Here is a 25350-nt window from a genome sequence, read left to right as displayed (position 1 = left end):
AGATAGTAATTTATTGAAAATAATTCATCAAAAATCATATTGCGCATTACTTCCATCGGCTTGGAAAAAGCAGTTACGATTGTCTTTTGCGTAGCTGTGAAGACTCCCGGATGCGAAATTCATTCTTAAGCACAATATGAACAGGTTTATCTTGCTTTGGCATTTTTGCATTCGTTAGCCTATCCAGTACTAAATTAATGGCTTGCTGGGCCATCTCATTAATTGGTTGAGAGATTGCGGTAACGGAGGGAGTAAAAAGTCTAAACATATTATGATCATCGAATACCACGACGCCCAAATCGCTTGGTATTTTGATTTTCAGATTCCGAATTGCTTCCAATCCATTCTCTGCAATATAATTAGTAGCAAAAAAAACGGCATCAACATAGCTGTGTGTCAATAAAAACTCCTCAATTTCGCGAATACTATGTTGTTTATCATCGTGGTACTTTATACGTTTAATAGTATAAGGTGCACCAATCTCTGACATGGCTTGTAAATAACCCCTTTCACGTTCCAACATTTGTACTTGATCGGATGAAAGGGTGATAAAAGCTACACATTGAAAATTATGCGCAACAAGGTGCTTCATGGCCGTATACGCGCTATCAAAATTATCAACCAACACGCTATCCGTAGCGACACCCGGTAAGGTACGATCAAATAGAACGACAGGAAACCCTTCTCGTAAAAGTTCTTCTATTTCATTTTCTATAGCTGGAGGAGGTGCAATTATATAGCCATCCACTCCGCTGTTCCTATAAACCTCCAACATTTCTTTCGCTTTGTTGGTATCATTTTCTGTGCTACTGTAGACAATTTTGTAACCCATTTCGTACGCGCGCTCTTCCACTTGACGTGCAATCGCGGAAAAAAACGGATCTGATATATCTTCCACTAACATGCCGATTATTCTTGTTTTACCATTTCGTAATCCCTGGGCATACTGATTAGGAATGTAGCCCACTTTCCTTATATAATCGAGCACGCGCTTTTCCAGAGACGGACTGATCTGAACCTCCCGAGCCTTTCCATTGAGCACGATGGAAACCGTAGTTTTAGACACCCCAAGTGCTTTAGCGATATCGCTGATGGTAATCTTTTTCTTTGACATGATCAAACAGTTGTGGTTCTTTAAGAAGTTAATACCCGTTGAGAAGATCGAAACTACTTTTTCATAATTCAACCTTTTGGTAGTCTGTTTTATTTTTTGTGATTTTCTTCCCATTTGCCTCAATTATTGAGACACCCTTATCACTGGCAAAAAAGTACTGTCCCTGCTTATAGACCAATACTACATTGGCTTTTTCGCTGCATCTTATAGTAATTCCTTTAGCGCTTATTAAAGTCCCCCCTCCTAAAAATAAGCTAAAATCTTTGTTTTCCTCGCTAATAACCGCGTAAATACCCTGGACTGTCATGTTATTGTAGTGTACCTTTTCATCTTTTGCAGATGAAAAAATATGATCCCGTCTACCTGATTTACTTGTCACTATCAAACCTACAAAATCGTCAGACACATCGCCTACTTCGAATGTACTAATCGAATCAATAGATTTACCTTCTTTTTCCGTTGTTGGTTCAAAGATGGAGACAAAAGGATGATTCCATGCTTCTCCATGCTGCCTTGCCGCTATTGTTAAAAATGGAGCCGTCTTTAAGTCGTAGGAAAGTCCCTCATTTGAACGAAAGGATTTCACCGGTGGTGCCTTAATGGTAAACACTTCCCTCCCGTCGTATCCCTTCATCCACAGGTTCATGTAGACATGATTACTATCAGGTTGGTTCATCTTCCAAACTGCCCGATAGTCTTTATTTGTCTTTGCTGCACGCTTATCCCACATATAGTCGAGCGCGAAAAGGTGTCCGCCGGCGAAAGCCATTTCCTCGCTAGGTTTTAAATCCAAAGCACGCCCTTTCGTGTCTTGCACAGAAAGGTGCTCACCCAGATTATGATAGAAATAGTCGTGAAATCTATCTTTACCATTCCGTCTTTTCGAACGAAAAATATCGACATAATAACCCGTAGTTTCGCCTGTATTTACAATGCTCAATAACCTACTTTGGTCACTATGGCTCTCCGGTTCTAGAAAATAAACATTCGAGTAAGTAATACCGGGATAATATCCATCCTTTCTTCCAGTTGCAGGATAACATCCTAGCAGATCAAAGGGATGATTGCTTAACATTTCGGGATATTTGGATATTCCATCGACCATTACGGTATTATGTGCAGGAAACTGGGAATAATATTCTAAATAAGGTTTTTCAAAATAAGTCGACCCTATTCCCGATTCCGGCCCTAGCACATATCCTTTTCCATAGAGTTCCATTGCAACACCATTAGAATGCGCATGATTGCCATAAGACGCATATTGCGATATCATCAGGCCGTGCGCTTTACTATGGTATTTTGATCGTTGTACAAACCAACTCACATTGGGCGCGTAAAAAGTGGCGGTTACAAAGTCTTTTAATCGAGCTGCGGGAATGTGTTTATCCAAAACAAGTGGTTTACCGGTAAAGAAAGATTGGATTTGTGGCAACAATTTAGTTTCTGTTGAGCCTTGTACCCGATTACCAATAAACCGTTTATACATCCCTGTGAAAAGCTCTTCGTCTTCCCGATTTTTATATTTTTGGCTTATTTTAACCATATCCACTATGGGCGAAGCAGAAAGACCGGCATAATACGAATCACCAAAGGCTGTCGTTAGTTCATTGGGAAAGAGATATTGTGGAAGAACCGTTACCGCTTTTTTCATTACCGGCATATAGGGCAATAAATTCTGATGATAAGTATGGTCGTAATGCATAATAAACTCCATGAAAAGACCTGTTACACTCTGTGCATAACCAGGACTTTCATTCCAGATACCGGTTTCTTTATCGTACCCATAATTCATCAGCTTGCTTAAGGCCCATTGCCGCGCAGACGTCTTGTTTAAGATACGATCGATGTAGTACATTCTCCCCCTTTTATCGGTGTAGGCCACGTCATCATTTAACACCATAATCACCGGCAGTATGAGACTCGCTTGATGTAAATTCCAGTTGTTATGGGGCACACCATGCGTGATGATCACATCAATCCATTTTTTAAACGCTTGCTCATAAACGAGAAGTTTATCCGGATAATTCGTTTGTATATATCCATAGAGAAAGTCGTAGAAAACGGCTAACTCCGGAAGAATTTTCTCTTGGATAACCTCAAAAGTGCTCATGCCAACTAAAGTTTGCGCATGGCCATTTCCCTCGTCGATAGGTTCTTTCATATAATACATCCCAGTCATATAGGTATCAAAAACCCCAAAAGCCAACTTCGCATATTGCTCCTCTCCCAGCAACCAATAAAGAAAGGCGGCATCCCTCCCCAGCCCGATAATTTCGCTGTTCACGCTTTCAATATTCGCGCCTGACACCGCCGCTTGGTCAACCCATTCCAAAGGGTCACCCTCTTTGATTGTATTTTGAAAGAATACGCCCTTGGTATCGTCCATGTAAGGTATAATATCTTCCAATTTGGGGCGTTTGATCGATGAACCAATCCCCCTTGTGCTTCCAAAGCGAACCGTAGGAACCGGAGCTTTCCCCTCTGCCCGTGCATAAATACCTCCATTGATATACACCTGATCAGCATGGCTCTTCCAATACATCATCAATCGAGAAAACAACCAATCCGGTTCTTCCTGTGTTCTCTTTACGTAAGGATCCAGTCGATCCCTAATTCCCTGCATCACCTCTTTCGCCCAGTTTTCCTTTTTGATTCTCTTTTGCAACATGGATTTGTTCTTCGGCGTTGTCAGCAATCGAGGATGTTCCTGCGGCAGATTTGTGGGTAACGGGATCTGTTGACTATATAATTGGCTATTTAGTAGTATAGCGACTAGACTTAGCAATATCTTAGACTTCATACTGTTTAAAATTACTATAGCGTGTTAATCGAGTACATGTTATGACGCGAAAATAGAACCGTCTTTTGAGTTATTACTTTAAATCCCAGTAAACGACATAGCGTTCATGATGAATTTGATAAATGGGCTTCAATTGTGCCTGTTGATCTCCGTTTACTGCTGTAAATTCGAGTGTTTTCCCCGACACCGGCTTCAATACTTTCTCTAATTTTTCCTTATTCAAGTGTAACGATGTCTTCAAATTATCGGGCACCTTATAATCATATGTGTAATAATCATTGTATTGCTTTGGATCGGAAAAAGGAGCTGGTGCAGTTATTCCAGTTGCTCCCATTGCCCCTGCTAATACCAATGGGCCATACATGATTGCCGCTTTATTTTTATTGTCATTCGTTTCGGCAAGATGCAAGGACATAGGGTATGTCACCTCCACAAGATCACCTGCTTTCCAAACGCGATCAATGACAATATATGAAGAGGGCGTTTGTTTTATTTTAACAGATTTTCCATTAACCTTCACGAGCACATTAGATGCCCAAACCGGATAACGTAAATTCAAAGTCCAACGCCGCCCATTGCTATTTTTCACAGTAAAGTGAACTTTATCCTCTTCCGGAAAGGCGGTCTCTTGCGTCAGGATGACACCATTTTTCTTCCAAGTAAGTGTAGATGGAATAAAGAGATTCACAAACAAGTGATCTTCTTTATGATAATAAATTCCTTCAACGTACTTTGTGTGATTTTCAAAGCCCGTTCCCACACAGCACCAAAAAGAGTTCTCTGGTGTACTGTAAACTTTGTGAGCTCCTGGTAATAGAGGAAGAAAATATGCCACCATTCCCGTTTCCGGGTCCTGTTGCCCTAAAATATGATTATACAATGCTCGTTCATAAAAATCTGCATATTTCGGATCAGCTTTCCAAGTAAAAAGGTGCCGTGTTAATTTAAGCATGTTATTCGTATTACATGTTTCCTGTGTATACCCCGTTAAATTTTCAGCTAGTTTATCATCTTGGATAAATTTCTCCTTATGGCTATTGCCACCTGTACAATAACTTTGATGATTGACTACCCTATTCCAGAAAAAATCCGCAATACGCTTTGCTCTCGGGCTGTTACTCAACTCATAATGACGGGCTTCACCAATTACCTTTGGGATAAAAGTATTGGCATGCTTACCCATTAAATCGGCCTTTTCGTCTGCTAAGGGGTCAATCACATCATTGTGGTAAAAGAATGTAGCAAGTCTCCGATCCTTCTCATTTCCCGTAATAGCATATAAGTTATAGAATGCTTCATTTATGCCTCCAAACTCATTACGCAACATAATTTTACGCTGTTCTTCATTTAAAGACATCACTTTTTGGTAAGCCCAAGACGCTGCGTTTTTCATAATTTCCAATGCTTGCTCACTTCCTGCGTACAAGTATTGATCAATCAAACCGGCATATATTTTATGCAGCGTATACCAAGGGGCCCAAACTGGCCGACCAGCAATATTCCGGTTGATAAGATTCTCAGGGAAGGCAGCGAGGAATCCATTTTGTCCCATTTGTGTAAAACCTTGCTGAACTTCATTCAGTCCGCTAACTAGGCTGTCGCCCTTCAATTTATACCTTTCGTCACCTGTTGTAGCGTATAGGTATGAAAGCGCAGATAAAATATGTCCGGTTGTGTGTCCCCTCAAATCGCAATCAAGCGATTCCCAACCACCTAGTTTCTTTACGGTCATATAGCCACCTTCCCTGTCGGAGAAAACTCCCGCTGTATTGCGGAAACTTTGCAGCAATCGGGCTACCTCTAAATTTAATATCCACTTCGATGTTCTTTCCATGTTATCACGAAAGGTAGATTTACCTAAACGGACATCTCTTATATCAAAACTATAGGCTTTGATATTTGCCTTTATCGGTAAGGTTATTTTGCCTTCGTGTTGTCCCGGGTATACAGACTGTGCAAACATGGTTAAACGGCACAATATCATAAATCCTAGTAAGATTCCTTTTTTCATGTCATTTTCCTTAATGTATATAAAAACTACGTTCTACCGTTGGGGCTGACTGTATCTTTTCGCCCATTGCCCTACCATATTGCCAAGCCACCACCGTTACCTTCATTGGCTTTTTAGCGCGAAGAGGTATTTTTTCCATGTATAGCTTATTTCCCTCGATCCGGACCGGTCCTTCCTTCACATAATAAAATACGGGTAATCCACTGTCCGAACGTGCGTGGAGCGATATCGCTTTCACCTTTCCATTTATATTCGTTAAACTATCGAACATAATATGCTGTGGCTTTCCCTCGTTTAAAGGGTACTGAAAAGTGCCGTAAATTTGCTGAACAGTACTTTTAAAATACTTATCTCCCGGATGAGAAGCCTTTAACCAAAATGTATTGGAACGTTTCGCGTTATTCACCCCCAAGCGATAAAAACGGATTGCAAAGATGGTATCATTCACTTTCTGCACAGATCCGCAGATCGGATCTATATCAATTTTTCCGGCGGCGTGTTGTGAAATAATCTTTGTTCTTGCACTGTCCGTAAATGAAGCTCCTACCGAAAATGTCAATTGATCATTCGTAGGCACCACCCGTATGGTATATCGGGCGTGATTTTTCTCATTGAAAGGCAAAAGTTTTCCGTTTGTAGTTGCTCCCAAGTACTGATCCACCTTTCCACGTGCATGAGCGTAATAGGCTTCGGTTGCCTCTGCCATCTGTTGATCAAAATACCAGAAAGCTTCTTTCTTATTCCCCTGATAAGCCTTATAACCGGCCGGTTTGGCCGAAGGCTTTCGATCTGGATACCATCGTTCTGCTAACCAACCTTCTTGTGGATCAAGGGGCTTTAAGTTTGTAGCTCGATTAATCTTCATTTTTTTTGCTAACCGATATTGAGCCGCTTTTCGAATAAATAAAGCCAAATAGCCCACTAAGTGATCCGAATAATCAAAATGCCCATAACCTGCGTCAGCCAAAAGTGAAATAGGTGCCGATGGATACCTTTCTTTGTAAGTAATGGCCGGAGTAAGCCGATCTTCCCACCATTCAAATTCTCCCATTACCATCAGACCTGGAATTCCATTCGTATTCCGATTGCCCCAGTCCAAATTCCGGCGACCGCAACCGGTGAGATTGGTCTGTGGAGCATCTCCATGAATTGATAGAATAGCCAACGTTCGCTTCGGATTCCATGCTGCAAAATTCCACGGAAAGGAAGCATAAGCAGAATGGCCAATAGCTACGATGGGAGCATCCTTTATTTCGGTATAGCCCGATACACTAGCGAGGCTATCCAACATTTCGTCAAAAGCAACTTGCGATGCTCCGTTGGGGTCGAACAAAGGATCCAATCCCGGCGTCACCCAGATTTCTGCAAAACCCAAGTCAGACATCTCTGCTCGAAAAGTATTGTGCTCCATCACACCTTCCTCCACCATATTATGCATGCCTACCACGACTCCCCGTACCTGCTTACAATTGGGCGGTATCCACAAAAAAGCTGTCGGTGGTGCGTCCGTTTCTTCAGACACTACCGATTTCAGGCTTACCGACCATTGCCACACACTTGCTTGACTACTTTTTGACAGGCTAATTGTCAGTAACAGCAGCAAAATAAATACTCGATATAATGGACTGGTTTTATCCATCTTTAAGGTATAAAAGTCACGTTTTCTACATGTTCACCAATGTAAACCCGTGCCATATCGCCTGTTTTATACCATTTCGGTTTATCTGACATGTCATCAGTGATCAGCCTGCCGTTTATACGTAGATTTTGGAAAACCACATTCTTTACTTTCCGCTCACTATCATAACCCGAAATCATGGATAGCTCGCCACCACTTCCATTGTAACTGACGTCCTTAAAAACTATATTTTCAATACCCCGCCCAGGGGCTTTGCAATATTTTTCGTTAAAAAATATGCGTAAATTCACCAATTGACCCTGCCTAAAATCCTCTATACGGATATTCTCGAAATGTACGTTACGGATCAGGTTGTTGTCGCCCGCATTAATAGCTAAACAACCTTGATAGTCCAACTGCGCTTCCTTATGATCTAGAATATCGATGTTTTTATAAAAAACATCTTCGATCGTATCCGGCTTTTCGGCATTTCCATGTATCCCGATAAAAACTGGATGCGCCACATCGGCCCAAAGGGTAGAATTTTCCATGCGAATATTTTTGCATCCCCCTTCAAATCCCTTCCGTGTTGCGTATACCGTTGTACAATCGTCGGAATTACGACAAAATACCCCATCAAATAATACATTATTGCTAGCAAAGACATTCATACCATCCCCCCAACCATAATAGCTTACACTTTTCACATTACGAATGATCACGTTATCCGAGCCTCCGGTAGCGCATTGTGTCGTAAATATTCCTTCCACTAAAATATGTTTAGCACTCGAAATGTGGACGCCCATCTTCACCGTATGCTCTACCATTCCACGTCCAATTACGTTTACGTTTTCTACGTTATGTATTTTCAACTGGCCTCTTAAAATAGCACCGCCATCAATATAGACTGTCTTATTGGAAGGCACCGAAAAACCTTTCTCGCCCAGCTCATGAATACCCGCATCGAAGAAAATAACGTTAGGATCCTTGCGATTTGGCTTATTCTCAACCATTGGATTAGCAAATAAGAGTAGGTTATGAAAAATATCCCCATTTACTTCTACCGACAAGTTGCGCGGTCTGCCTAACTTAAATGTAAGGGTGTTATCTTTCACGGTAGGTTCAATTCCATACGACAGGGGTCTCACCCGCGCTTTGTTTACCTTACCTTTATTGAAGGTAATAGAAATCTCCACTTCCCCTTTAAAATCAAAATAAGCCATTGAAGAGCTTTCCATGTGATGCTTCGCATTGCGTACCTCATCTACTTTAATCAAATGGCTAGGTATCGGTTGCCATTTCTTCTCACCAATCAATCGAACAGCAACGGTATAATCATCGTTTAGTAAGGCCCCCTTAGGGGCCTTGTAAACTACTAACTGATAGGGTAACTTCTCCGCCTTCGCGAAGAATGCCAAGAAGACCGGAAATAACAGTAATAAAGCCCAACGGTTGTTATTCAATTCCATACCCCTATCTTTAAAGTACCTTTTTAGGTAGTGTTTTATATTTCTTTTCATTTTCCTTATTCGCGGGTGTAAAGCGTATAGCGGCTCCACCGCTTGCTTTTAATTGTAATCGAAGGGTCTCCGAGCTTTTTACCAAGAAGCGATTCACGGCAACCTTTGTTTTAGTTTGTACCTGCCCATCGTCTGTATAGATATGCATTACATATTGTTTTCCTTTTTCCAAAAAATCCAGTGTAAAAGCAATCGCTCTTGCATCGGTATTGGTGATAGTACCCACAAACCAATCCGATCCACTACGTCGAGCTGTCACAATATATTCGCCTATTTTACCATCGAGCACTCTTGTATCATCCCAAACTGTTTTAACCCGATCGAAAAACTCAATTTCCGGTTCACCTTGATAATTTGCAGGTTTATCGTACCAATACAAAAACTGCAAGGGGCTATAATAAACTACCGATAAAGCGAGTTGATGTGCATGAGTTGTTTTAATTCGATTATTATAATAGCAAATGGTGTAATCTCCTGCTCCTGCCAGAAATCTGGTGAAGGGTAGGATGGTATTGTGCGTTGCATCCGGCATCTCTTCATTGCCTCGTATTCCCTCCTGCGTCATGAGGTTGGGGTAAGTCCTACTAACCCCCGTCGGCCTATACTCATCATGGATATCCACCAATAACTGATGTTCTGCAGCCTTCTTAACCGCTTTATGCAACCAGTCGGACCACCTATTCGAGCCTACCTGAACGAAACCGAATTTCACCCCCTTAATTCCCCATTTTTGAAAAAGTGGAAAAAGTTCATCCAGTTGATTTGCCAAAGCTCGTTGATTAACGTAAACGATAATTCCGATATTCTTTGTTGCTGCATAATTGATCAATTCTTGCATCTTCAAGTTACGGTTCTCGGCTACTCGGCGGGCATCCGAAGCTACCTTCATTTCCGGTCCGTACCAACCCGCATCTAGATGAACATACTGCATATTATGCGCTGCAGCAAAATCTACACATGCCTTTGCCTCTACCGTAGTCAAACCTGAACGAATGACCTTCCCCGGTTTAATCCAGGAAGTATTTTTAATTTGGTTCGGTTCATTCAAGTTCAATAACAAATCATTATGTTCAATCAGGTCACCTGCTCTTTCAGCGGCCATAATAACCCGCCAAGAAGTAGCGAATGGGCTAATGGCATCAACCTTATCATAGATAGATGCTTGCAAGGTATTTTCCTCGTCAAGCTTCAGCTTAAACTTAGTTCGTGCATAATCAATCATTTGTGCTTCCAGCAAAGACACATATAAACCATTTTTCAACTCGAGCGTCAGCGGGCGCTCACCTTCATCCTCCCAATTTTTCAAGGGCTGTAACGTGTAAGGTCCCTGCGCCCATCGCTCATAGTAGGCTTTGGTTCCCGAAGCGAAGGAAAAGGAAGTTTGTTCACCTACAATATGAAGGAAAAGACCGTTGGTACTCTCGGGAAAGAAATATTTAAAAGCCACACCCTCGTTATAAGCGCGGACAATGAGATGCATCTCATAGCTTCTTCGCTTATCATAACTGGTACCATGCCGGCCTTCCGTAAGTATGCTTCCCTCATCAAACTTGGTAAATTTCAATATCAGCTCCTGATAGCGATTTTCTATGTAGCTCCGCTCTCCATACAGCGGTTTCCAATCAGCTTCTATCGTATTCCGAAGCTCTTCTTTAAATTCAAGGTTCTCGCACCAATACGTACTTGGATCATTTTCGATACCCAAGGCGGATTCAAACAGTTGATTCTCAAGTTGAATGCCCAGTTCAGACTCTGTGACTACTTCCTTACCTTTATAATTCAATCGGTAGTATAATTGTCGTTTATTGGATGCGATTTCCTTCTGTGTAATCTGCATCTCATAAGCGCCGTTCGGAGAAGTTAATTTCCAACTTTTATCCTCTCGGGCAAAAACGCTTTTTGCAGGCAGCAACCATAAAAAGCAAAGAAAAAATACGAATGTCCTAACCATGGTATTGATTATATTTGCGTGTCTTTATTTTTTCGATCTGCGTAACCGCCAACCCATAGATATCCACTCCTACCTGTATTTTATTACCTACAGGTCAGCAATTCACTATAATTGTATAAAAAGACGCTTGTTAAATTTTCATGTGCGAGTGATTTTTGTGATCACCTTAATTAAACAGCGGATGATCAGGAGAAATTAAATCCCCAGCTCCTTTTGGATTTGCTCCAGACTTTTCCCCTTCGTTTCAGGCATAACACGCCATATGAATAAAAAGGATAAGAACATCATGACGCTGTAGAAAACGAAGGAATAAAAACCTCCCATAGCGCTACCTTCCACAATAATGGGAAATATCCAAGAAATAATGGCGGCCATGATCCAATGCGTAAAACTTCCTAGAGAACCTCCCTGTGAACGCACGGAATTAGGAAAAATTTCAGAGATAAACACCCATATGACAGCTCCCTGCGAAAAGGCAAAAAAGGCAATAAACCCGATTAAATAAATAATAACATGTTTATCTGTTACAGCCGGGTTACTAAAAGAGACGGCGGTTAATGCCAAAAAAAGCACCATCCCTACGGCCCCTGTCAGCAGTAAACGTTTTCTTCCAAAACGATCGATTAGGGTCATTGCCAAGGCGGTGAAGAGAAAATTGGCCAGTCCAATGTATACCGATTGCTGAAAAGCGTCCGCTTTGTTAAAACCCGCCATTTCAAAAATTCGCGGAGCATAATATAAAATCGCATTAATGCCCGACAGCTGGTTAAACATAGCCAACAGAATAGCATAAAAAATAGGTTTATTGTACTTGCCATTAAACAATTTTTCGCGTGTGCCCCCTGCAGCTAAACGGTGTTCTTCGCGGATAAGTTGAGCGGCGCCTTGTTCGCCCAGACGAATAAAGATCCGCTCAGCTTCTTGATCTTTACCGTTTAGCACCAACCATCTTGGGCTTTCTGGTATAAATTGCAATAAAATAAAGAATAGCACAGCAGGAGCAGCCATCACGCCCAACATGTAACGCCAAGCATTTTCTTCACCCGTACCTGATAGCAGGTAATTTGTTAAATAAGCAACTAATATTCCACCAACAATATTGAGCTGAAACATGCCGGCTAAACGGCCCCTAATCCGAGCGGGCGAGATTTCAGCGATATACATGGGACCTACTACAGAAGATGCGCCAACCGCAATTCCACCCAGAAAACGAAATAGAACAAATAAAATCCATTGTTGCGCTAACGCACACCCGACGGCTGAAAGCAAGTAAAATAATGCAATACCTATGAGCACCTTCTTCCTTCCATATTTCTGAGCAGGAGAACCAATGATCAGCGAACCTAGAACTGTCCCGATTAAGCTAGCTGCAACCGTAAATCCGAGCCAAAAGGCATCAAGTTTCCAAAATTCTTGGATCGTCTTTTCTGCCCCCGAGATGACAGCAGTTTCGAAGCCGAAAAGAAAACCACCCAAGGCGGCTATCAATGCAATACGTGTAGGATAAGTCATATTTCTTTATACAATTATTTTAGGTTCATGCGTTCCTTGCACAGCGTTGAATAAAAAGGCGGCCCCAATCATGGCCGATTGTTCCCCTTGCAGAGCTAATTTAACAGCGGGTGTGATGCCCTTCGTCGCCAGCATAGCCGAAAATTTAGGAAGGAACAAGCGATTTGCCTTCGAGATATTCCCTCCGAAAACTAAGGTATCTATCCTTAAATCCACAATATGCCCCGCAAGGAAGTTAGTTAAGCGACTAGCATATTCGTCAAATAGTACATCTACCGTTTTATCCTTTCCACTCAACTCACTCAACGCTTCTACATTTGTAACCTTATTTCCACTCAACTCCTCGTAGCGGTTTACAAACCATCTTGTCGTGAAAAAGTCATCGGCGATGCTGGTTTGATAAGATTCGCTTCCTAGGTTTAAATCGATTGTTTTTCCTGCGTAACTAAAAGCTGTACCCATCCCGGTGCCCAACGTAAGGCCTAAAACACGATTATTCATCTCTACTAAACCGGTAGCTACTTCACCATGCAGAAAAGCTTCCGCATCGTTTCTAAACAAAACGTGCTTATGAGATAAGTTTAATGTATTTGCTAATTCTTCTTTTATGTTGATACCATATAAACTTTCATATTTATCTAAGCCTCGGATATAAGAAATGCCATTTTCATAGTCAAATGGGCCTGGCATCGCTAAAGCTAGCTTATCAGGGCGTTCATTGAAGGAGGCAAAAGCCATCTCCAGCACATTGCACCAAGTGTTCAAAATATCCTCACGGGTTCCCCTACTATTCACGCGTGCACGTAACATTCTTTCCGAAACAGCTTGCGAGGAAGAAATATCTATGGGCGCAACCGTGATGTGTGAACCACCAATATCAGCAGCGATGACAATGCTTTCAATAGATGAATAGGGCTTATTTCGCATCTTTTACAATTATTTTTTAAGTTCTATGTTTTTAAGTCTCAATAAAGCCTCCAAATAATAGTAATCCGCATAATTAATAGAAGCATCTACTTCACTATTGTTTGGCTTGTGGCCTGTAGCATGTTTTAGAAAAGCCGTATTCGCATTACCACTTTGATAGTTCGTTGAGAGCGATATGAGCATTTGCACTGCTTTTTTATAAAAGTAATCGGCCCGCTTGCTATTTTTAACAAAACCTGACAATTCAATCAAAGCGGATGCGGTTACAGCAGCGGCCGAAGCGTCTTTGGGTGCATTTGGAATAGTGGGATCGTCAAAATCCCAGTACGGTACCTGATCCGCCGGTAATCGATCCAAATACACCTGCGCTACTTTTTGGGCGAAATCCAGAAATTCCGACTTTCCGGTTTCACGGTAACACATTGTATAACCGTAAATAGCCCATGCTTGACCACGAGCCCACATCGAGCCGTCAGCATAGCCTTGGTGAGTAAGTCCTTTAATTCGCCTACCTGTATTCCGGTCGTAAATAACGGCGTGGTAGGCAGTATAATCAGAACGAAAATGGTTCTTCATGGTTTTTTCAGCATGGCTTACCGCAATATCGTAAAACTTTTTGTTTCCACCATTTTTTGATGCCCAAAAAAGAAGCTCCAGATTGATCATGTTATCAATAATGGTATTATGCTGTGGCCACTCCATTCGCGGCACCAACCTCGGCCACGACAAAATAGTTCCTACATTCGGGTTGAAAAGTGTTGCCAATGTATCCGCAGCGGCTAATATGATCTTCTTATAGCCGGCATCCTTCGTGAGACGATAACCATTTCCAAAACTATTGAATACCTGAAATCCCAAATCATGATCCAGTGCCGGTTCCTGCGATAAAGCGCTAAGTTCACGGGAGAAACGATCAGCAGCCAGTCGTAAAGAGTCATCACCACTAGCCTGGTAGCTGTACCAAAGTATACCCGGCCAAAAACCGCTGGTCCAATCTTTATAATTCACCATTTTCCATTTGCCTGTAGCATCTGTGATATTTCGTGGAATATTCGGTGTATCGAGCGGTAAAACGGCCAGGGTCTTTTTTACCTGTGCAACACAATAATCAATATCCCGTTGCGGATCGTACAGGACTTCCTTCTGATGGCAAGTCGCTAAACCCAAACTACCTAAAACAAAGCAACAGTATATCAATCGCATCTTCATATATTTTAAAAGTATTGCCCCTTCCTTGTTTGTAACGGAAGGGAGCACGATTCATCAACAAAAAAACCAACTCTTTATAAGCTATTTAAACGACTAGACCTACCATCCCGGATTCTGCTTTAAATTCGGATTCAACTGTATTTCCTGATTGGGAATGGGTAACAAATAATTCCGATCGTTCCATTGGCGTGCCGTTTCCAATGTGAACACGCCATTCTGAATCCTATTACCAATAGCTGGGTATTTAGTCTCCCATTCCGTTCCAGACCATGTAATTCCCTGTAATGGTTGAGGCATTTCTATCTCGGCGGTTTTCCAGCGTTTCAAATCGTCTACCCGAAAGCCTTCCATAAACAATTCGACCGTACGCTCCCGCCTAATTTCCGTCCGCATATCTAACCCATAATTCCCTACAAATCCATTACTCAATTTAGGCATACTCTTATTGACTCGTTGTCTAACCAGGTTTAAACTCTTATTTAGGTCGGCGTCGGATATAGCTTCGTTTCTTTCATAAACTGCCTCTGCATAATTTAATAGGACCTCTGCGTAACGAATTACCGGATAGTCGTATCCTTCGGCATTATCATCCACCCTTCGCTCCGCCGCCCATTTCTGATTAGCATAGCCTGTTCCCATCGCCCCATTATGACGTCCTCTTGAATTAGCCTGGTCCACGGCGTCGCTTAACCAATTGACCCTACTTGATGGGGCCTCGTTATCCCAATAATAGTTACCATCAATCATCATCGTATAGCGCATACGATTATCCCTATTTGTGTATTCAGAACGGGCTGTGCTGTAACCGGCAAAACCGGCGCCTGCTTGATTGATCGGTAATCCATTTGCCATTAAAAACATATCAGCAAACTTCTTGGTAATCTGCATGCCTAAATAGCTATGCGTCACATTATACCGGATCTGTCGAAGTTCCGAATCATAACGATTAGAAAGTATGTACTCCTGATTAGCTGATTTATTCAGATTAGCCGGATTAGCCTGCTGGTTCTCCAATATAAACAAATATTTTTGAGCAGAATCTCCAAGCGCCTGGGGAGCAAACAACTGATATTGTCCACTCTCTATGACTGCGTTAGCATTTTGAATGGCCTTATCCAATAAGGCGTTGTACCTAACCGGGTCACCGTTCCTAAATTTTTGCCAAGTTCCCTCATATAGAGCCACCCGACCTAAAAAGGCTTGCGCAGCGCCTTTACTCACTCGCCCCTTTCCATTAACTCCAATTTCTTTTTCAAACGGAAGCAAGAGAATAGCTTCATCCAGATCATGAATGATAAAATCAACAACCTCTTCACGACTGTTCTGTGTTCCCTGCAACGCCGGCGAATCGACCGCCAGTGGTTTATCAAACAATTGGACTTGACCATACATCTGCAGCAGATCAAAATACACATAGGCCCTAAAAAACTTAGCTTCCGCAATATAAACAGCAATTTCATCCGTATTTGCATAAGTTGAAGCTTTATCCAAAAAATAATTAATGGCTCTGATACGTTTAAAGGCATCCGAGTAATTATTATCGCTCGTTGTGTTGGTGTTCGTACCATTACTATAGGGGTTCCTGTCATTTGCCGCGATTAAGTCCCCCCTAATTTCTGCATGTGGTGCATCAACCGTGCCGATTTGATTAAACGTACGTAAATAGGTGTAAAACTCATTGGCGGCCAGTTCGAACTGATCGGCCGTTTTCCAATAATCCACATCTGAAATTTCATTCGTTGGTTTCAGATCGAGCATTTTATTACATCCCGTCAAGGCCAGTCCGGCAGCAAGCCAAGAAAAGCAGATGATATTTTTATAAAAGGTTCTCATAATATTGTGCATTTGATTGGTTAAAGCGTTAGGTTTACTCCGAAAGTATAGAAACGATAGAAAGGGAAACGTTGACTAACGGTATGTACATTGTTGTTATCACTATCTCCCTCTGTATTAACCGTTCGCGGTGCTTCCGGGTCCCATCCATCACGGATTTTGCTAATCTCCCAAAGATCATTTCCCGAGAAATAAACCCGCAAACGTTCAATACCAATTTTTCTCGTTATGATTTGCGGAATAGTATATCCAATCACTAAATTTTTCAGGCGTAAATATGCGCCGTTCTCGCGCACAAAGTCTGACGGAAAATAATTGTAATTATTAATGTTTCCGGTTGTAGATATACGAGGATATTCTGCATCAGTACGCTCGGGGGTCCACCATTTATTGTAAAAAGCCTCATTCTGTGCTTGGTAGACAACTGCGCCTGGAATACGCCAGTTACCGGTTCTAAGAATCGCCCGCTTGCCTACCCCTTGAAAGATAAAGCTCATATCAAAACCTTTCCAATCGAAGCCCCCGTTTATGGCAAAAGAATAACGGGGATCATCCGTCCCTAAAAAGACCGCGTCGTCAGGAAATGTGATCTTACCGTCTCCATTCACGTCTTTAAACATATTATCGCCCAACTGCAGTCCGTTATTTCTACCCGTACCTTGTGGAATCACGTTGGAGCCGTTTTTATAAGCAGCGATATAAGCCTCCAATTGTTCTTGCGTTTGAATACGACCGTCGTACACTAATCCAAAGTAAGAGTTGATAGGATACCCTTCTACGCTGCTATTAAAACCCTGGTTACTTGATTGAATCAATGTTTGTCCACCAAAATTGACAAGCTCATTTTTGGCATCTGAAATATTACCACCGATATGGTAGTTTACATTTCCTATTTTATCGCGCCAATTAAGACTTAACTCCCAACCTTTTGTTTTCAGTTCACCATTATTTCCTTGAGGAGCCGTTGCACCCAACACTGCCGGAAAGGTACGCGCCAAGAGCATATTCTTATTCCGTTTGACGAAATAATCAACACTACCCGTCAATCGATTATTGGCGAAAGCAAAGTCGAGCCCTATATTAGTTGTTTGCAATTCCTCCCAAGTTCGGTCAAAGGCCACCAAATTTTGAGGCGACACCCGAACGGCGGGACTGTTACCTAGTATAGGGAAGCCGCTCGACGCCGGGCCAGTCGAATAGTCTAATCGCAAATATTCATAATAATCATATAAACCAATACCACTTTGGTTACCAACAGTGCCCCAAGAAGCGCGAAGCTTTAGATCGCTCACCAATTCAACATCTTTCAAAAATGCCTCTTCTTTCAAACGCCAACCACCTGAAATACCGCCGAATAATTTCCATCGGTCTTGCGCTCGGAATCTGGAGGAACCGTCATAGCGACCATTCACTTCCAATAAATAACGTCCTTTATAATTATAGTTCACGCGACTGAAATAGCCGGCTAATGCATTATGCCCTTGGGTCTCTGAAACTGATTTTGTCGTAGGATCGCCAAAACTATTACTTAATGACGGAGGAACGCCGTCCAGTACATCCAATGTTCTCCCCAAGAAGCGATTGAAATCATTCCTTTCGTATTGCGTTCCAGCCATCAATTTAAAATCGTGATCCGTACCGAATACCTTTTGATATTGCAAATAGATATTTCCTGTATAGTAATTTTCGCGACGTGCCCCTCTTTGATAAAAATTTTGGTTAGCTCCGGTGGACGTCAAATAAATGGGCGGAGCCGTTTCGAGGTAGTCATAATAACCTACCAGATTTTCCTGTACTCGATTATCGCGATTGTAGAAATAATAACCGACGGCCGCATTTGCACTTAAATGTTCGTTCAATTGATAAGACAAATTGAAATTGGTATTAATCCGCGTATGGAACTCTTTATTCTCTCCCCCGTATTGTGCAATATTATTAACCGCCACATTGCCAATGCCCGAACCCCAGATATACGGTTTGCCATTAATAGTGGTTGTGGGCATACCTGGTTGAATACCATTATTCAACAGACCTCCTAAACCGCTAGGTTGCACAATATCATTCCGTTCCAATGATAGATTGCTTTGCAATTTAAATTTATCCGTAATTTGGTAATCATGGGATAAGCGTAAATTATAACGTTTATTGCTGTTGTCTCCATACTGCAATAAACTTCCATCATTTAAGTACCCCAAAGAAATACGATATCCTGTCTTTTCTCCTTTACCGCCGATACTCAACTGATGTTCGTGACTGCTAGCGGTGCCCCAAAGTATATCCTGCATGGTACCATCAAAAAACATAAAATCGCGCACATCGGTAAAACCGGTAAATCCTTGATCTAAATATTCCTGTCTTGTTAGATAGTTCAATCCATTTTGCTTTGCATACATAGATGCTCGCGCTAAGTTGATCCATAAATCTTCTGCACCAAAACCATCCGATAAACGCGCCTCTTCGATCATGGGCCCCCACCCGTTTATATCTACCAGTTGAGGAAGCAATCCTACACGCTTGAGCGACAAGGAGCCATTGTAGTTAATAGTGGGTTTGCCATCTAACGCCCGCTTAGTGGTAATCAACACAACCCCACCCGCCGCACGAGCACCATAAATGGAAGCTGCCGCTGCGTCCTTTAAAAAAGAAATATTTTCTATATCATTTGGATTCAACGAGTTAAGTGCACTAACCCCTGGAACCGGAACACCGTCAATGATGACCAATGCTTCTGTACCATTGATAGAAGTAGCGCCTCGCATTTGGAAATTCCAACTCTCGCGGCCTGGTTGGGCCGAACTCCGTGTGACTGTTACACCTGCTACCTGACCTTGCAAAGCCGCTAAAGGATTTGAGATGGGTCCTCTATCCTGAAAGGTTTCTTTACCTATTGTGCCAACGGCTCCGGTCAGTGTCGTACGCTTTTGTGTACCGTAACCCACAACAATCACTTCATCCAGAGCCTGTTGATCAGCTGTTAGAGAAATGGTTAAAGCTTCATGAGCGTTTACTACTATTTCTCTTGTGATATAACCGGTATACGAGATTTGCAAAACAGTGCCGTCGCCTCCCTTTAAGCTAAAACTTCCGTTTACGTCGGTTGCAGTACCTTGCAACGTCCCTTTTATTTTCACTGAAACACCAGGTAACGGCTCATTGGTATTGGCGTCAATTACCTTTCCAACTAATTTTCCTTGGGTAGCTCCCATTGTTTGCTGATTTTGGGCAACTGCTTGGGTTAAGCACCATGTGAAAAGGAATAATACACACCAATGCTTTCTTTTTTTTAATTCGATTAAATAGTTCATATATTTTTTGGTTGGTTAGTCTCTTAACACTTGTCCATGCTCGCTTAATGCGTCAAAACTATAAAGCCTAAACCGATTCAGGAAATGAGAACTCGGTAGGAGTTGTAGATAGTAATACATATTAAAAACAAGATAAAAAGCTGACTTTAATACACTTATATCTTTTAAAAAATCCGTATGCAGGGTAATTAAACTGAGAAGATTGTTAAATATCCTTAGTAATTCATTTGCATATTATTTGTAATGCGAAGCCCTAAACGTCCATAACCTGATGTTTCTCTAGGTAGGCTTTAGGCGTCATACCTGTGGCAGCTTTAAAGGCCTCATGAAAGGAGGTGTAATTTCTAAATCCACTGCTGTAGCATACCTGCTTTACAGACAACTGATCGCTCAACAACAACTTACATGCATAGCCTATCCGAACGTCCTGCAAAAAGCGACTATAAGTTTTACCCGTAGTGACTTTAAAATACCTACAAAAAGAACTGGGTGCCAAATCGGCTACTTGTGCCACCTTTTCTAAATTTAGGTTCTCTTGAAAATTAGTTAAGATATAATGGTAGATATTATTGAGTCGATCAGTTTCCACTTTATTGCCCGTATATTGGAACCCCCTCGATGATAAAGTGTTTAATCCTTTGCATTCGGTCATTTTCCGCAGGCAATCCAATAAATCCAATATTTTCCGAAAACCGTCCGCATCGCATATTCTCTCCACATTCCCAAATAACGTTTTTGTTTCCAATCCACTAATTAAAACGCCTCTTTCTGCCTTCAATAGCAGTGATTTAATTGCTTTTGCCTCGGGCAAATTCAACCAAGTCTGCCCTAAAAAATCGCGTCTAAAATGTAGCGTCGTCGTAAAGGGTGTATTATCACCTAGCAAACGGATTGAGTGGTCGTAACGCCAATGATGGGGTAAATTCGACCCAATCAACACAAGATCCCCCGCAAGAAATGTACGAATATGGTCCCCTATAAAAAGCGTACCCGTACCTTTATGAAAACAAACCAGTTCTAACTCTTCATGGCAATGCCATCGATCATTTAGATTAGGTGTCATGACTCTCCGTACGTTAAGCGAGCTGGTTGCTTTTTTGGGTATTATAATTTGCTGTGCATTCATTTCTTTCTATGGTTAGCTTCCGGGTTAGCGTTCAGATGAGGGCGATCTGCCGATCTGTTTTGCGAAATTGATTTATCTACCCCGTTAAAAGGGGGACAAATCCGTAAAAATGGTGGCTATTTTCGATTCATTTTCCTGGCTTTCGAGCCTCCTATATCGGTTCAGGAAAAATCGGGGTGAAAAGGCATCACTTCATAAAGGAAATAATTCTGTCTTTATATTGAAAAAATTTTACTTTTATGGTTCTAACGCCGGAAACCCTAAAATGGAATAAAACGCATAAGCAACCTAATGAAAGCGCTACTTTTAATATTTTATTCATTATATTGTTTTACAACGCTTTATGCCCAAAAATCAGGAAATATCAGCTATGTGGATATTGAACGCGGTTTATCTAACAACCAAGTAAGGAGCATAACCCAAGACCATCGCGGTTTTATGTGGTTTGCCACCAAAGATGGCCTCAATCGTTATAACGGGTACACGTTTGATGTTTTTAGAAAGCAGGTGGATAACTCTTCGTCGCTGTCTCATAATATTTTAACAGCGGTTACCAATGACAGGCAACATCGTTTATGGGCAGCGACGCGACAAGGCGTTTGTATCTACAATGATACTACCAATACATTTATGCCTGTAGATCACCTCCCTTATCACGGCCAACATGCTAAACCTTTACAAGAGGTAATACGTACAGTACAAACAGATAAAGTCGGTAATATGTTGATTGCATCTGAAGGATTGGGATTATTATATTGCCAAAGTGGTCATACAGCAAGGCAAATTCCGTTAATTATAGACGGTAAAAAAAATCTCACTTACGGTGTCCCCTGCCTTACCATCGCGCCTAACGGAACTGTCTGGGTTTTTGTTCAAAAAATTGGCCTGTGTGTACTGCGTTACGACAAGATGTGCCTGGAACTGATCAACGAGGAAATTAAACTCGCTGTTAGCATGGAAGCCGATGACCAATATCTCTACATTGGCAGTTACCGAGGTTTGTTAAAATTTGATATCAAACAACAAAAATTAGAAAAAGTATTTTTAGATAAGTTTGATCAAGGCGTGCTGACGGTCAACTGTCTCACATGGCGCACGGCTGATGAACTCTGGATCGGAACAGCCGAAGCTGGTATTTTTATATATCATGCTAAACAAAAAGAGGCTCAAGCCTTTTTATCATCTGATCAAAAGAATTTGTCAAGCTATGGTTACATCTACTCCATTTATGTCGACTATGATGCTCGAGTTTGGATTGGAACATCCATTAGTGGTGTGCTCATTGTGGACCCTAACAAAAAAAAATTCCGTACCCTCACACCGGGGCAACTCGGAACAACTAAATCCAGTCAGTTAGCGATCTCTTCATTTATGGAAGATGGCGATCATAATCTGTATGTCGGCACTGAAAATGATGGATTGTACATATGGCATCCGAACAAAGGCTTTTACCATCATTTTCTTCATGACGAAAACAAAGCCACCTCTTTATCTAGTAATTCTGTCACTTCCATACTCCAAGACAATGAAAACGCCGTTTGGATAGGCACTTTCAATGCCGGAATCAACCGATACCATTCGGCAAAAGGTACTTTTGAACGATTTCGTTGTATCAATCCGAGTACAGGTATTGAGAATAAAGTTATTCGACGTCTTTATAAGGACAGGCACGGTAACTTTTGGGCAACCACTTTAAGGCAGGGAACACTTATAGGAGGCCTATATAGATTTAATTATCAATCTGATAACTTTCAACTGTTCGATGATCGCTTGAGCGATTTTTTTTCCTTTACAGAAGACAGACAAGGCACACTATGGGGTGGAAACCTTACCGAATTAGTAAAAATCGACACCGCAGCAAAAAATCATCGGTTTTTCCCTATTCATTACACGGTTACCAGCATTTACGAGGATAGGGGTGGTCATTTTTGGGTTGGTACCGAAGGTGGAGGACTCTTCCTTTTCGATCGGGAGCGCTTCCAAATTACTAAACGGTATACCACAGAAAACGGGCTCAGCAACAACGCGGTGCTTTCCATTTTAGAGGACGAGCAAAGTAACTTATGGATGAGCACGTATAATGGCTTAATGAAATTTGATCCAAAGCGAGAGCAGTTTCTTTACTATTATCAAAGCGATGGGCTCCAAAGCAATCAATTCCAATTGTGCGCGGCTGACCGTTTAGCCTCCGGAGCCTTTGTCTTTGGCGGCATAAAGGGCTTCAATCTATTTATGCCAGCTGAAATAACAACTGCTCAAACAAGCCCGGCACTTCACTTCACGCAAGTGGCGGTGGATGGAAAAGTGTTCCCCTTCATGAATACGCCTATTGTTTTGCCTTATAACCAAGCTGCGTTAAGCTTCCAATTTGCCGCCTTGGAATATTCAGCACCGGATAAGATACAGTATGCATATTATATGGAAGGTTGGGATAAAACCTGGAATTATGCCGGTAATAACCGGATCATTAATTACAATCGAATGGCAGAAGGCTCTTACGTCTTACATATACGTTGCACAAACAGCGAGGGCATTTGGATGGATAGTAATACACGTCTGGCAATTACCATACTTCCACCTTGGTATCGAAGCTGGTGGGCCTATTTGTTGTATGCAGTAACCGCAGCTGCGCTGCTATCCGGATATCTCTTGTACCGAACCAGGCAGACGCGTTTGCAATATGAAGTAAAAGTATCAAAGCTGGACGCATTGCGTAAAAAGGCTGAATACGATGCAGAAGTGGTACGGCACGAAAAGGATTTGATCGCTTTTGAACAAGAACGCTTGATCAATGAAAAAGAGAAAGAACTGAATGAAAAACGCATCTCCTTTTTCACCAACATCTCTCATGAGTTCCGTACCCCGCTCACACTAATTATCAATCCGATTAAAGAATTGTTGAATCGGATCAGCGAAAAGGAGGTGCGCAACGAATTGGATATTATGTACCGAAGTGCGCGTCGTATGTTAAATTTGGTTGATCAGCTCCTTCTTTTCAGGAAAGTGGAAGCGGGTTATGAGCAATTAAACAACTCTTACTTCAATTTCCATGACTTATGTGAAGAAGTATACCTCTATTTTATACAGCAAGCGCAGACCAAACACATTGTTTATGATTTTTTCTGCCCGAATAAGGAACTGTATCTCGTAGGCGATCGGGACAAGCTTGAAATGGTATTCTTCAACCTTATTTCAAACGCTTTAAAATATACCTCCGTTGGGGGTCGAGTCAGGCTAAATGTTGTTGAGATGGTACAGGAACTGATAATTGAAGTGTCTGATACAGGATGCGGCATTTCAGCTCAGGAAGGAGATAAACTATTTGAACGATTTTACCAAACCGATTACGGAAATAAAACCGGTAAATTAGGCTTTGGAATCGGGCTTTATCTTGCTAAACAATTTGTCGAATTGCATCGAGGAAGCTTGACTTATCAGAGTGCACTTGGTAATGGTACCACATTCAAGGTGGTACTTGTGAAACAGGATAGGCAGCCCTTTGAAGCCCCTCCTATCGCAGTCCATTCCGCTTCCTCGCTTCCGGATCATTCGCTCATATCAAACTCTTCGGAAGCAGTGGAGTTAGATTTGAATACAACGAATTTAAACCAAGAATTCATCAGTGATAAAAGAAGTTTGCTGGTGGTTGATGACGATGTGGATATTCGCAACTATATCAAAAATATCTTTAAGTCAATTTACACAGTTTATGAAGCCGAAGATGGCGAGGAGGGTTTGGCAATGGTTCGGAGGAAGCTGCCCGATCTTATTATTACAGATTATAAGATGGGTGAACTGGATGGCATTAGCTTTTGTCAACAGCTAAAAAATGACACAACCTTTTCCAATATCCCCGTAATTCTATTAACCGCCAATACAGGCAAGGATGTCCAATTAAAAAGCCTTGACAGTGGGGCTGACGATTTTCTTACTAAACCATTCGAAACAGATTATTTAGTTGCTCGTGTGGCCAACCTCTTGCAAAACCGAAACTATTTACAAAATTATTTTTATAATGAAATAACGCTGCAATTTAACACTGTAGTGATATCAGAGGAATACAAGAAATTTCTGGATCGTTGCATAGAAATCGTGGAACAACATTTAACCGACACCGACTTCGGCATACAGGCGCTTGCCGCTGAGATTGGCATGAGTCATTCTAATCTATACAAAAGAGTAAAATCCATTTCGGGGCAGTCGGTCAGCGCCTTTATCCGCTTTATCCGGTTACGTAAAGCGGCTCAATTACTTATCGACACGGATTGTAACGTTACAGAAGCGGCTTTCAGAACGGGCTTTAATGATCCCAAATATTTCAGTAAGCAATTCACCAAACTATTTCGATCGAGTCCGTCGGAATTTATTAGAAAACACAGGGTAACCTTTGCTAAGCATTTTAAAGTTCAGAAAAAAGAATAACG

Annotated in this window: 13 protein-coding genes; 1 reads left to right on the top strand and 12 read right to left on the bottom strand. The window is 41.7% G+C overall.

Annotation, left to right across the window (positions count from 1 at the left end; all coding sequences use genetic code 11):
• Positions 1-73 precede the first annotated feature (73 nt).
• From M1D52_RS10200 to M1D52_RS10145, 12 genes are all read right to left on the bottom strand, one after another.
• On the bottom strand, positions 74-1114 hold the full coding sequence (locus tag M1D52_RS10200) for a LacI family DNA-binding transcriptional regulator (protein WP_437363564.1): 1041 nt from the start codon (positions 1112-1114) through the stop codon (positions 74-76).
• Positions 1115-1175: 61 nt separating this feature from the next.
• A complete protein-coding gene (locus M1D52_RS10195; RefSeq protein WP_437392492.1) occupies positions 1176-3914 on the bottom strand; it encodes a hypothetical protein in 2739 nt (912 codons plus the stop codon).
• 73 nt (positions 3915-3987) lie between these two features.
• Positions 3988-5925 carry a glycoside hydrolase family 127 protein gene (locus M1D52_RS10190; RefSeq protein ID WP_437392491.1) on the bottom strand — a complete coding sequence of 646 codons (1938 nt, stop codon included), beginning with the start codon at positions 5923-5925 and terminating at the stop codon, positions 3988-3990.
• A gap of 10 nt (positions 5926-5935) precedes the next feature.
• Positions 5936-7564: a hypothetical protein gene (locus tag M1D52_RS10185; protein ID WP_437392490.1), complete on the bottom strand. Its 1629-nt coding sequence runs from the start codon at positions 7562-7564 to the stop codon at positions 5936-5938.
• A 2-nt stretch (positions 7565-7566) separates the two neighbouring features.
• Positions 7567-9012 (bottom strand): glycosyl hydrolase family 28 protein, encoded by a 1446-nt coding sequence (locus M1D52_RS10180; RefSeq protein ID WP_437392489.1) that lies wholly within the window; start codon positions 9010-9012, stop codon positions 7567-7569.
• A gap of 10 nt (positions 9013-9022) precedes the next feature.
• Positions 9023-11014: a glycoside hydrolase family 97 protein gene (locus M1D52_RS10175; protein WP_437392488.1), complete on the bottom strand. Its 1992-nt coding sequence runs from the start codon at positions 11012-11014 to the stop codon at positions 9023-9025.
• Between the two features lie 195 nt (positions 11015-11209).
• Entirely contained in the window at positions 11210-12526 is a 1317-nt protein-coding gene (locus M1D52_RS10170) for a sugar porter family MFS transporter (RefSeq protein WP_437392487.1), read from the bottom strand.
• Positions 12527-12532: 6 nt separating this feature from the next.
• Positions 12533-13453, bottom strand: coding sequence for an ROK family protein (locus M1D52_RS10165; protein WP_437363573.1), 921 nt, complete (start codon positions 13451-13453; stop codon positions 12533-12535).
• A 9-nt stretch (positions 13454-13462) separates the two neighbouring features.
• Positions 13463-14656, bottom strand: a complete 1194-nt coding sequence (locus M1D52_RS10160) for a glycoside hydrolase family 88 protein (protein WP_289551730.1) — start codon at positions 14654-14656, stop codon at positions 13463-13465.
• A 105-nt stretch (positions 14657-14761) separates the two neighbouring features.
• Positions 14762-16495: a RagB/SusD family nutrient uptake outer membrane protein gene (locus tag M1D52_RS10155; protein WP_289551731.1), complete on the bottom strand. Its 1734-nt coding sequence runs from the start codon at positions 16493-16495 to the stop codon at positions 14762-14764.
• A gap of 20 nt (positions 16496-16515) precedes the next feature.
• The gene (locus M1D52_RS10150; protein ID WP_437392486.1) at positions 16516-19800 is read right to left on the bottom strand and encodes a SusC/RagA family TonB-linked outer membrane protein; all 3285 of its coding nucleotides are present in this window, start codon (positions 19798-19800) and stop codon (positions 16516-16518) included.
• A 253-nt stretch (positions 19801-20053) separates the two neighbouring features.
• Positions 20054-20926 (bottom strand): AraC family transcriptional regulator, encoded by an 873-nt coding sequence (locus M1D52_RS10145; protein ID WP_289551733.1) that lies wholly within the window; start codon positions 20924-20926, stop codon positions 20054-20056.
• A gap of 291 nt (positions 20927-21217) precedes the next feature.
• Between M1D52_RS10145 and M1D52_RS10140 the strand changes: the two genes are divergently transcribed.
• Positions 21218-25348 (top strand): hybrid sensor histidine kinase/response regulator, encoded by a 4131-nt coding sequence (locus tag M1D52_RS10140; protein ID WP_437392485.1) that lies wholly within the window; start codon positions 21218-21220, stop codon positions 25346-25348.
• Positions 25349-25350 lie beyond the last annotated feature (2 nt).

The sequence above is a fragment of the Olivibacter sp. SA151 genome (genome assembly GCF_054130995.1).
Note: the sequence above shows the minus strand (reverse complement) of the source record. Positions and strands in the feature narration are given on the sequence as shown.

What these genes read in the sequence shown, in the direction of transcription:
- M1D52_RS10200 (WP_437363564.1), bottom strand. Translation starts at nt 1,114, where the DNA reads ATGTCAAAGAAAAAGATTACCATCAGCGATATCGCTAAAGCACTTGGG.
- M1D52_RS10195 (WP_437392492.1), bottom strand. Translation starts at nt 3,914, where the DNA reads ATGAAGTCTAAGATATTGCTAAGTCTAGTCGCTATACTACTAAATAGC.
- M1D52_RS10190 (WP_437392491.1), bottom strand. Translation starts at nt 5,925, where the DNA reads ATGAAAAAAGGAATCTTACTAGGATTTATGATATTGTGCCGTTTAACC.
- M1D52_RS10185 (WP_437392490.1), bottom strand. Translation starts at nt 7,564, where the DNA reads ATGGATAAAACCAGTCCATTATATCGAGTATTTATTTTGCTGCTGTTA.
- M1D52_RS10180 (WP_437392489.1), bottom strand. Translation starts at nt 9,012, where the DNA reads ATGGAATTGAATAACAACCGTTGGGCTTTATTACTGTTATTTCCGGTC.
- M1D52_RS10175 (WP_437392488.1), bottom strand. Translation starts at nt 11,014, where the DNA reads ATGGTTAGGACATTCGTATTTTTTCTTTGCTTTTTATGGTTGCTGCCT.
- M1D52_RS10170 (WP_437392487.1), bottom strand. Translation starts at nt 12,526, where the DNA reads ATGACTTATCCTACACGTATTGCATTGATAGCCGCCTTGGGTGGTTTT.
- M1D52_RS10165 (WP_437363573.1), bottom strand. Translation starts at nt 13,453, where the DNA reads ATGCGAAATAAGCCCTATTCATCTATTGAAAGCATTGTCATCGCTGCT.
- M1D52_RS10160 (WP_289551730.1), bottom strand. Translation starts at nt 14,656, where the DNA reads ATGCGATTGATATACTGTTGCTTTGTTTTAGGTAGTTTGGGTTTAGCG.
- M1D52_RS10155 (WP_289551731.1), bottom strand. Translation starts at nt 16,495, where the DNA reads ATGAGAACCTTTTATAAAAATATCATCTGCTTTTCTTGGCTTGCTGCC.
- M1D52_RS10150 (WP_437392486.1), bottom strand. Translation starts at nt 19,800, where the DNA reads ATGAACTATTTAATCGAATTAAAAAAAAGAAAGCATTGGTGTGTATTA.
- M1D52_RS10145 (WP_289551733.1), bottom strand. Translation starts at nt 20,926, where the DNA reads ATGAATGCACAGCAAATTATAATACCCAAAAAAGCAACCAGCTCGCTT.
- M1D52_RS10140 (WP_437392485.1), top strand. Translation starts at nt 21,218, where the DNA reads ATGAAAGCGCTACTTTTAATATTTTATTCATTATATTGTTTTACAACG.